We start from the raw sequence: 8,695 nt of genomic DNA, 5'->3' as shown, positions 1-8,695 counted from the left end.
GGCTACTGTCCGCTCAACCAGGTATCGAAGAACTGCAGACGGGCGGACGCCTCGAACTTCAGGTCCTGCACTGACGGCCCGACGCCGATGGCCTGTGAGAGTTCGATGGTCGGAATCCACAGCCCGTTGTCGAGAACCTGCTGCTGCGTCGAGCCGATGATCTCGTTGCGTGCGGCGGTGTCGGTGGTAGCCAACTCTTCGGCGAGGGAGGCATCCAGATCCGGGATCGGTCCACGCGCGTTCAGGTTTCGTCCGTCGACAGCGAAGGTGGTACGCAGAATGTCGCCATCGGCCCTGGTGCTGTTGTAGTACGTCGAGTCGAAATCCTTGGTGCCCTGACGCGCAGTGCCCTCCGGGCTGGATACGAGTTCGAGCTGCAAATCCACCCCGACATCGCGCAGTTGCTGCTGAGTGAGTTCCAGGATCGCCTGGTTGCCTGCGAACACAGCGGTGAACATCACCTTGAAGGAGAGCTTCTGCCCGTTCTTCTCACGGATGCCGTCCGCTCCGAGAACCCAGCCGGCCGCGTCGAGGATGGATGTCGCCTTGCCAGGGTCGAACGTGATGTCCTGCAGCTCGGTATAGCCGGGTGTCTTGCTCGCCAATGTGCTTGTTGCAGGCTTGAAGTCCGGACCGAGAACGGTGTCCACGAGCTCCTGCCGGTCGATCGCCGGTATCAGCGCTTTTCGTACTTCCGGATCCTGCAGCACCCCGCGAGAGACGTTGGGCTGGAACCCGAATGGCGTGCCTGGATTCGAGGTCGTCAGGATCGAACCACCGGTTGCCTCGATCTGCGGCGCATCTTGCGGCAACGCATCACTGATCGCGTCGAGCTGATTCGAGGACAGACTTCCGGTGCGGACACCGGACTCCTGCACGACGGTGAACTCGATGCCGTCCAGGTACGCCTCGCCCTCGTGGCCGAATGCCGCCGAGCCCCAGCTGTATCCCACCCGTTTGGCGAGAGTGACCGACTTGTTCTGCTGGTAGTCGGCATAGGTGAACGGGCCACTGCCGATGTTGGCTCCGAGGCACCTCGCTTCCGCAGGCTGTGCGACGGTATCGCGTGATTGAATTCCGAGCTGCGCAGTCGACGTTGCCTGCAGGAACTGCGCATTCGGGCCGTCGAAATCCACTCGTGCGGTCAATTGGTCGACGACGGTCGTGCCCTTGTATCCGGTGAGATAGCTCGCACCGAGAGGGGCCTTCACCGAGGTCAAGTCGGTGACGATCGAGTCGAAGTTCGCTTTGACCGCTTCGGCGTCGACCGGGGTTCCGTCGCTGAACGTCACACCGTCCTTGAGTGCGAAGGTGAACGAGGAGGCGTCGGGAGCGACTTCCCAGCTATCGGCGAGCCACGGGGTGATCTCACCGGTGTCGGGATCCTGATCGGTGAGCGAATCCACGACCTGCCGAACCACGTAGATTGTCTGGTTACTGCCCGATTGCGCCGGGTCCGAGCAGGTCGGTGCCCCGGACAGTCCATAGCGCAGCGTGCCGCCCGACCGTGGTTCGCCGACGTCGGCAGGTGAGGTGGAACTGCCGCCGCAGGCAGTCAGGACAATGCTGACGGCAGCGAGCGCGCTGACTCCGACAAAATGGGAACGTGAGGACACCGAGTTACTCCGGATCTCGAGGAAGGACCGAACAGCCCACCGCGACGCCGAAGGAGCAGCGGCACGTCGAGCTGACGGACGGAAGGTGGAGGGTGAAGCAGAACTATGGGGCAAGCGGGCGGCTCGGAAGTCGCTCGCGCAAGACGGGGGCCACGGCGGATTGGAACAGTTCGAGGCTTCGACACCACTGCCGCGGTGTCACACCGTCGGCGTCGGCGCTCAGGTGAATCACTTCGTGTCCGAACTGCTCGTGGTAGCGGCCCACCTTGTCGATCACCTGCTCCGGGCTACCGATCAACGCAGAGCTGCGCTCGACCAGATCCTCGAGCGAGTCGAATACCACCGGAATGCCGGCGCTGCGCTGAGCTGCCAAGCGTGCTTCGAACGTGAACCGATACGCAGCAACGGCTTCCTGCGAGGTCGGAGCGATATGGAAGCCTGCGGTTCCTGCACCGACAAGAGCGCCCTCGGGTCGATGACCGTGGAACTCCCATCGTTCGCGGTAGTGCCGGACGAGTGCGGCGTACGGTTCGATGGGATGGGTTACGTTGGCCGAAAATATCGGATCACCGTACTGCGCAGCGAGATCCACCGACTGTCTGCTTGTTGCACTGCCGTGCCAGATGCGGATACGACTCTGCAACGGACGCGGCAACGTCTTCGCGCCCACCAGCGGCGGGCGGAACCGCCCCGACCAGGTCACCTTCTCGTTGTCCCAGAGCATCCGAAACAGCTCGTAACCTTCACGATTTCGCTGCCACTGATCCTGCGGTGTGACAGCGAACAAGTCGGCCTGTGCAGTGCCATTACCCTTTCCGATGATCAGTTGCAGCCGACCACCGGACAGGTTGTCGAGCGTCGAGTAGTCCTCGAATGCGCGAACCGGGTCCAGAAGACTCAACGTGGTCACCGCAGTGAACAGTCCGATCTCCGACGTCCGAGCTGCGATAGCGCTCAGAATCACCGGCGGGGAGGACGAAATGAACGGATCTTCATGGCGCTCCCCCACTGCAAAGCCGTCGAAACCCAGTTCTTCGGCGAGCACCGCAGTGTCGATGACTTCACCGAGCCGTTCGGCCGGGGTCTTCAGTTTCCGCGAAATCGGGTCGGCACTGTTCGATACCAGCGTCATGAGCAGAAATTTCATGCTGCGCTCTCACTAGTGCGCGGGCCCAGCTCGAACAGTGCCGTGCCGAGCGTGCGGCCGTCCACGAGATCGGCCACCAACTCCCCCACGGCGGGGGCGAATTTGAAACCGTGACCGGAAAAACCCGCGGCCACAGTCAGATTGCCGGACCGATCGACGATGAAATTCGAATCAGCGGTCGTTGTGTACAAGCAGGTCAGTGGATCAGCAGAATCGACATCGACGCCTGGCAGCCATGCTCTCGCGTAGCTTTTCAGGCGCTCCACGCCCTCGGGAGCGGGCGTGAAGTCACGTGTGTCGGGATCGACCACTGGCCCGGTACCGTGCTCGCCGATTTTGACGCCGTCCTCCGATGCGAGGCCGTAGATTCCTTCCGTCTGCAATGCGGCACCGGGGTGGTGGACGAAGCTGGGCCACGACGCGTCGAGAATCGGTAGGAAATGCGCGGGCTGTTCCTGAGTGGTCACCAGCTCTGGCATCGACACGTGCGCCGATGCGATCCGAGAGGTCCACGCACCCGCGGCGACGACCACATGATCGGCGGCAAAACTACCGGCGTCGGTCGAAACTTCCGTTGGAAGAATCTCACGAACGGCGCTACCGTATTCTGTTCGCACTCCCAGCTTTTCGGCCACCGAAGTGAGGGCTGCGACACTGCGATCTGCATGCAACCGACCTGCATCGGGGTGGTGGAGCACCGTGGTATCGAATGTCATCCCCGGCCAGCGGCGGTGCGCCTCGTTCGGGTCGAGAACCTCCCCCGCCCGTCCTGAGCGTCGCAGTGCTTCGATTCTCGGCCTCACGATATCCGGTAGCCCGTGGTCCACGGCACCGGTAATGGTGAGCAGGTCTGTACCGGTATCGATTTCGAGCTCGCGCCACAAGGTGTAGGCGCGGGCAGCGAGGCCGACGTAGTAATCGTCGGCATAGGCGTGCCGGAAAATCCTCGACGTCCCGTGCGAGGCGCCGCTTTTGTGGCCGGGCTGGAACTGTTCCACGAGGGTCACCTCGTGTCCGCGCTTGGCGAGGCTCCACGCCGATGCCGCCCCGATGACGCCGCCGCCGACGACTACTACCTTCATGGCAACTTCCTGACCTGTTCGAGTTGGTTACGGTGCCGTGCGCGGCAAGCCGGGCGGGTTGATGATCGACTCGGAGACAGCCTCGGACTGCAGGCCCCATTTCGCGAGCACCTTCTCGTAACTGCCGTCCTCGATGACGTGGTTGATGGCTTCCTGGATCGGCCCGATGAGGCCGTTGTCCTTCTTCGTCAGCACTGCGATCTCGCCTTGCAGTGCGTCCCCTGCACCGGAGAAGGTCCCGATCACTTCGCTCTCACCGGTGCTGGAGGAGTGATAGACCGCAGAAGGGTTGGGGCCGAAGTATGCGTCGATACGACCCGATCCGAGAGCCAGGTAGTAGTCGGACGCATTCTGGTAGTACGCGATCTCCGCGGCAGGGAGCCCGTCGGCCGCATTCTGCTCGTTCCAGTCGACGAGCAACTGTTCCTGGTTGGTGCCCGAGCCCACGCCGATCTTCTTACCCGCGACGTCCGTGCGTCCCTCGACCGTCCAACCGCTGTCCTTCTTCGCCTCGAATGCGAGGTTGTCGAGTCGGTAGGTAGCGAAGTCGTACTTGTCTTTTCGCTCCTCGGTGACAGTGACGTTGGAGATGAATACGTCGTTCTCACCCGAGTCGATCTTGACGAAGTTCTGTGCCCAGTCCGCAGTTCGGCGGTCGAGCTGTAAGCCCAAGGTGTCGGCGATCAGCCACGCGATATCGATCTCGGAACCGATTGGCGTCGTGTCGTCGGTGGCATAGAAGCCCAGTGGGGGAAGCGAACCGATCGAGCCCGTGCCGATCAACGTGCCCCGATCCCGAATTTCCTGAGGTACCTTCGCGGCGATCTCATCGACCTTGTCGACGTGGATACGGCCGGACTGTTCAGGAGAGAGGTCGTAGGTCACGCCATCGGATGCGGTCACGGTGTCCTCGGTCGCGGGTTCGCTGCAGGCGGTGGCCGAGAGGGCGACCGCGACGAGCGCTGAGGCGACTGCGGCGAGACGTCTGGTGGATCCGGGCATGGCTGTTCCTTGTAGTTCGAAGTGGCGCAACTGCGTCAGAGGACGCGTGCGAGAAAGGCTTTGGTTCGTTCTTGTTTCGGATTGTCGAGCAGAGCGGCAGGTGACCCCTGTTCGATGATCAGTCCGTCGTCCATGAAGACGATGTTGTCCGCGATCTCGCGAGCGAATCCGACCTCATGGGTCACGATCACGAGCGTCGCTCCGTCGCGGGCGAGAACACGAATTACTTCGAGAACCTCGCCGACGAGTTCAGGGTCCAGAGCCGAGGTGGGCTCGTCGAAGAGAATTACTTTGGGGCGCAATGCGAGTGCTCGGGCAATAGCCACGCGTTGCTGTTGCCCGCCGGAGAGCCGGCGCGGATAGTCGTGCTCCTTGTCCGCAAGACCGACGCGCCCGAGCAAAGCCTTCGCCTCGATCTCGACCTCGGACCGAGTGCGCTTCTGTGCCGAGACCGGCGCCTCGACAACATTTTCCAGCGCAGTCAGGTGCGGAAAGAGATTGAAGTTCTGGAACACGAACCCGATCTGCGACCGCTGACGAAGGATCTCCTTGTTGCTCAGTTCGTGTAACTTGTTGCCCTTGCGGCGATATCCCACCAGTTCACCGTCTATTCGAACCGTGCCCTGGTCGACTTTCTCGAGATGGTTGAGAACCCGCAGCAGTGTCGACTTCCCCGAACCGGACGGCCCGATGATGACCGTGACCTCGCCGGGGCGTACCAGAAGATCGACGCCTTTGAGTACCTCCAGCGTGCCGAACGACTTTTCGATGCCGCGTACCTCGACGGCGTACTCGGAATTCTTCGGCAGCGCGGTCATCGTGTAGCCCCTCGTGGCGCCAGGGTGATCTCGGAAAGTTTGCTGCGCAGCTTCTGAATCGGGGTCGGTGGGATTGTCCGCACAGCACCCTTCGCGTAATGCCGTTCGACGTAGAACTGGATCACCGAGAGGATCGACGTCAGCACGATGTACCAGGCGGTTGCCACCAGCAGAAGCGGTACGACCCGCCCGTTGCGGCCGTACACCACCTGCACCTGGTAGAACAGCTCGGCGATGGCCATCACCGATACGATCGAGGTTCCTTTGAAGAGACTGATGACCTCGTTGGCGGCATTCGGCAATATTCCGCGCATGGCCTGTGGGAGAACAATTTTGAAGAACTCACGACGCTTGGGGATACCCAACGCAGCAGCTGCCTCCAGCTGGCCTTGATCGACCGAGATGATCCCGGATCGAACGATCTCGGCAGAATACGCGGCTTGGTGTAGTGCCAGACCGATGATTGCCGCGGTCGAGCCACTGATGACACTGTTGACATCGAACTCGAAGAACGCCGGACCGAACGGAACGCCCAGCGACAGAGTCCGATACAGATACGCGATGTTGAACCAGAACAAGAGCTGGACTATCAAGGGGATGGACCGAAATGCCCAGATGTAGGACCAGGAGATCACCTGCAGGACAGGGTTGTCCGACAGTCTGGCCACCGCGAGAGCGATCCCGATGACGAATCCGAACAGCGTTCCCCAGAACGTCAACTGAATGGTGAGCCATAGAGCCGCCAGTATCGATGGCGCAGTGAAGTAGTCCGCGAATGTGCCCCAATCCCAACCAGGATTGGTCACGAATCCATGCAGGAACTGAGCGAGTACGACCACGGTGACTGCGCTCGTCACCCACCGCCATGGATGCCACTTTCGAGCGACTACCAGTTCTTCGGCATCAGCAGCGACGATGCCGGGAGCGGGCCTGGTTGCGATGTCGGTCACGGGGACCACGGAATGATTGTGTGCATGCGAAAGCGCCCTTCGGGTGGCGTGTACCGGGAGAAAATGTCTGTGATGTTCTCAGGCGTGGCAACAGGTACTGGTCGCCACGCGGCATAGATCTACGTGCAGGCGCCGCCACGTGTCGTAGCTCATGTTTCCTCCATCGGTCCTGGCGGTAGCACCCACACCTTCGGTGAGAAAGGGGGTTGCTGCGACGTCGTAGAGCCAAGGTCTCTCGGTCGCTCTGGATGGTGATGAAAACCTATGCCTTCGGCAGTGGATACGTCAAGTCGAGTAGTTCCATTCATGTTGCAGCAGTGCATATTCGGCTTGCAATCACGTTGATTTCAACCCTTGCAACCCACCGAAATCGGTCCGCGTGCACCCCTGGTTCATTCGATCCCGCCGCAGCAACGGACCCGCCGCCGCGCGGTACCGACCACACTGTTCGCTCCACCGAGTTCGACGCGTCCCCGGATTGACGGATTGAGTCAGGTGAATTAACTTTGTTCAGTCAACTGATTTAGAAAGCTTTTGCTATTACTCATATGCCCCGGAGGCACTTATGTCCCAACGCTCGGCCGGCACCGCCCCCGCGGTCTCTGATTCCACGAAAGGCGCCGGCACGGGTCCGATAGTCGCGGTCCTGTCGTTTGCGGGAGTCGTGGTCGCGCTCATGCAGACCTTGGTCATTCCGCTGATCCCCCAGCTCCCCACCCTGTTGAACACATCTGCGTCGAACGCTGCCTGGGTGATCACCGCAACGTTGCTCGCCGGAGCTGTAGCGGTCCCCATGATGGGCCGCCTCGGTGACATGTACGGCAAGCGCAGGATGCTCCTCGTCGGTCTGGCTCTGCTCGTCGTCGGATCGGTCATCGGCGCATTGAGCGCATCCGTGGTGCCACTCGTCGTCGGCCGCACCTTTCAGGGTTTCGCAGCCGGTGTGATCCCGCTCGGAATCAGCGTCATGCGCGATGTCCTTCCTGCCAAGAAGCTCGCAAGTTCGATTGCCCTGATGAGCGCGTCGCTCGGCGTCGGCGGAGCCCTCGGAATACCCGCGGCATCACTGATCGCCGAGTACGCAAGCTGGCATTACTTGTTCTGGGCGGCCTCCGCCCTCGGGGTCTTCGTCATCGGCCTGGTCATGGCAGTGGTACCCGAATCCAAGGTCCGTACCGGTGGGCGCTTCGACTTCGCCGGAGCGGCATCCTTGTCGGTCGCACTCATCACCTTGCTTCTGGCAATTTCCAAAGGTTCGAGTTGGGGATGGACCAGCGCCCTGACACTGGGCATGCTCGCCGCCTCACTCGCATCGTTCGTCTTCTGGGCATGGTGGGAACTGCGCACCGCAGAACCGCTGGTCGACCTCCGCGTCACCGTTCGTCGGCAGGTTCTCTTCACCAACCTCGCCTCGATTTTCGTCGGCTTCGCGCTCTTCGCGATGAGCTTGGTCTTTCCCCAGGTTCTTCAGTTGCCGACCTCCACGGGGTACGGGTTGGGACAGTCGATCCTCGCTGCCGGCCTGGTGATGGCTCCCTCCGGGCTGGTCATGATGCTCGTCGCACCGATCTCCGCACACATCACCACAACGAGAGGCCCGAAAGTCACCATGATGCTGGGCGCGCTCGTCATCGCCGTCGGATATCTGCTCGGCACCCTCACCCTCAGCGCGGTGTGGCTGCTGGTTCTCATTTCGATCATCATCGGCGCCGGAATCGGTCTTGCTTACGGAGCTATGCCCGCCCTCATCATGGGCGCAGTTCCCGCCTCGGAAACCGGTGCAGCCAACAGCTTCAACACGCTGATGCGTTCTCTCGGAACATCTTTCGCCAGCGCAGTGGCAGGGGTCATCCTTGCGCAGATGACCATCAGCACCGGAGCGGTCAGTGTCCCCTCCGAAGCAGCCTTCCATGTGACGATGGCAGTCGCAGCAGGGGCTTCCATTCTTGCCCTCGTACTCTGCATCTTCATCCCGCGCTTCCAGAGTCCGACCACTTCGACAAAGGTCGAGTCGGCGGCCGGCGCATTCGAACCCGCCACCGCTCGGAACTGACGCCGGGACCGCAGTCTCCGGGTAGAG

Annotated in this window: 9 protein-coding genes and 1 riboswitch; of the genes, 2 read left to right on the top strand and 7 right to left on the bottom strand. The window is 61.6% G+C overall.

The genetic code is table 11. From position 1 onward, the window contains the following. Positions 1 to 2: 2 nt before the first annotated feature. From ABIB36_RS08735 to ABIB36_RS08705, 7 genes are all read right to left on the bottom strand, one after another. Positions 3 to 1,616 (bottom strand): ABC transporter substrate-binding protein, encoded by a 1,614-nt coding sequence (locus ABIB36_RS08735; RefSeq protein ID WP_354563165.1) that lies wholly within the window; start codon positions 1,614 to 1,616, stop codon positions 3 to 5. A gap of 103 nt (positions 1,617 to 1,719) precedes the next feature. After that, complete coding sequence (locus ABIB36_RS08730) at positions 1,720 to 2,763, bottom strand: LLM class flavin-dependent oxidoreductase (RefSeq protein WP_354563168.1); 1,044 nt, start codon at positions 2,761 to 2,763, stop codon at positions 1,720 to 1,722. Next, positions 2,760 to 3,845, bottom strand: coding sequence for an FAD-dependent oxidoreductase (locus ABIB36_RS08725; protein WP_354563170.1), 1,086 nt, complete (start codon positions 3,843 to 3,845; stop codon positions 2,760 to 2,762). The genes ABIB36_RS08730 and ABIB36_RS08725 overlap by 4 nt, the downstream gene beginning before the upstream one ends. A 27-nt stretch (positions 3,846 to 3,872) precedes the next feature. After that, positions 3,873 to 4,847, bottom strand: coding sequence for an ABC transporter substrate-binding protein (locus ABIB36_RS08720; RefSeq protein ID WP_354563172.1), 975 nt, complete (start codon positions 4,845 to 4,847; stop codon positions 3,873 to 3,875). Positions 4,848 to 4,882: 35 nt separating this feature from the next. After that, complete coding sequence (locus tag ABIB36_RS08715; RefSeq protein WP_354563174.1) at positions 4,883 to 5,665, bottom strand: amino acid ABC transporter ATP-binding protein; 783 nt, start codon at positions 5,663 to 5,665, stop codon at positions 4,883 to 4,885. Then, complete coding sequence (locus tag ABIB36_RS08710) at positions 5,662 to 6,606, bottom strand: amino acid ABC transporter permease (RefSeq protein ID WP_502950152.1); 945 nt, start codon at positions 6,604 to 6,606, stop codon at positions 5,662 to 5,664. Before ABIB36_RS08710 ends, ABIB36_RS08715 begins: the two co-directional genes overlap by 4 nt. A gap of 87 nt (positions 6,607 to 6,693) precedes the next feature. Further along, positions 6,694 to 6,768, bottom strand: a complete 75-nt coding sequence (locus ABIB36_RS08705) for a putative leader peptide (RefSeq protein ID WP_354563199.1) — start codon at positions 6,766 to 6,768, stop codon at positions 6,694 to 6,696. A 4-nt stretch (positions 6,769 to 6,772) separates the two neighbouring features. After that, positions 6,773 to 6,870, bottom strand: a riboswitch (SAM riboswitch). Here ABIB36_RS08705 and ABIB36_RS08700 point away from each other — a divergent pair. Both ABIB36_RS08700 and ABIB36_RS08695 read left to right on the top strand, forming a co-directional pair. After that, positions 6,870 to 7,097, top strand: a complete 228-nt coding sequence (locus ABIB36_RS08700; protein WP_354563176.1) for a hypothetical protein — start codon at positions 6,870 to 6,872, stop codon at positions 7,095 to 7,097. Its footprint overlaps the riboswitch before it by 1 nt. 83 nt (positions 7,098 to 7,180) lie before the next feature. Then, complete coding sequence (locus ABIB36_RS08695; protein WP_354563178.1) at positions 7,181 to 8,668, top strand: MFS transporter; 1,488 nt, start codon at positions 7,181 to 7,183, stop codon at positions 8,666 to 8,668. The last annotated feature ends 27 nt before the right edge of the window (positions 8,669 to 8,695 follow it).

The organism is Rhodococcus sp. UYP9 (assembly GCF_040547235.1).
In the GTDB taxonomy this organism is placed as follows: domain Bacteria; phylum Actinomycetota; class Actinomycetes; order Mycobacteriales; family Mycobacteriaceae; genus Rhodococcoides.
Note: the sequence above shows the minus strand (reverse complement) of the source record. Positions and strands in the feature narration are given on the sequence as shown.

Bases quoted from the DNA above. Each gene is read 5' to 3' on its own strand.
- ABIB36_RS08730 (WP_354563168.1), bottom strand. From the start codon at position 2,763: ATGAAATTTCTGCTCATGACGCTGGTATCGAACAGTGCCGACCCGATT.
- ABIB36_RS08725 (WP_354563170.1), bottom strand. From the start codon at position 3,845: ATGAAGGTAGTAGTCGTCGGCGGCGGCGTCATCGGGGCGGCATCGGCG.
- ABIB36_RS08720 (WP_354563172.1), bottom strand. From the start codon at position 4,847: ATGCCCGGATCCACCAGACGTCTCGCCGCAGTCGCCTCAGCGCTCGTC.
- ABIB36_RS08715 (WP_354563174.1), bottom strand. From the start codon at position 5,665: ATGACCGCGCTGCCGAAGAATTCCGAGTACGCCGTCGAGGTACGCGGC.
- ABIB36_RS08700 (WP_354563176.1), top strand. From the start codon at position 6,870: ATGAAAACCTATGCCTTCGGCAGTGGATACGTCAAGTCGAGTAGTTCC.
- ABIB36_RS08695 (WP_354563178.1), top strand. From the start codon at position 7,181: ATGTCCCAACGCTCGGCCGGCACCGCCCCCGCGGTCTCTGATTCCACG.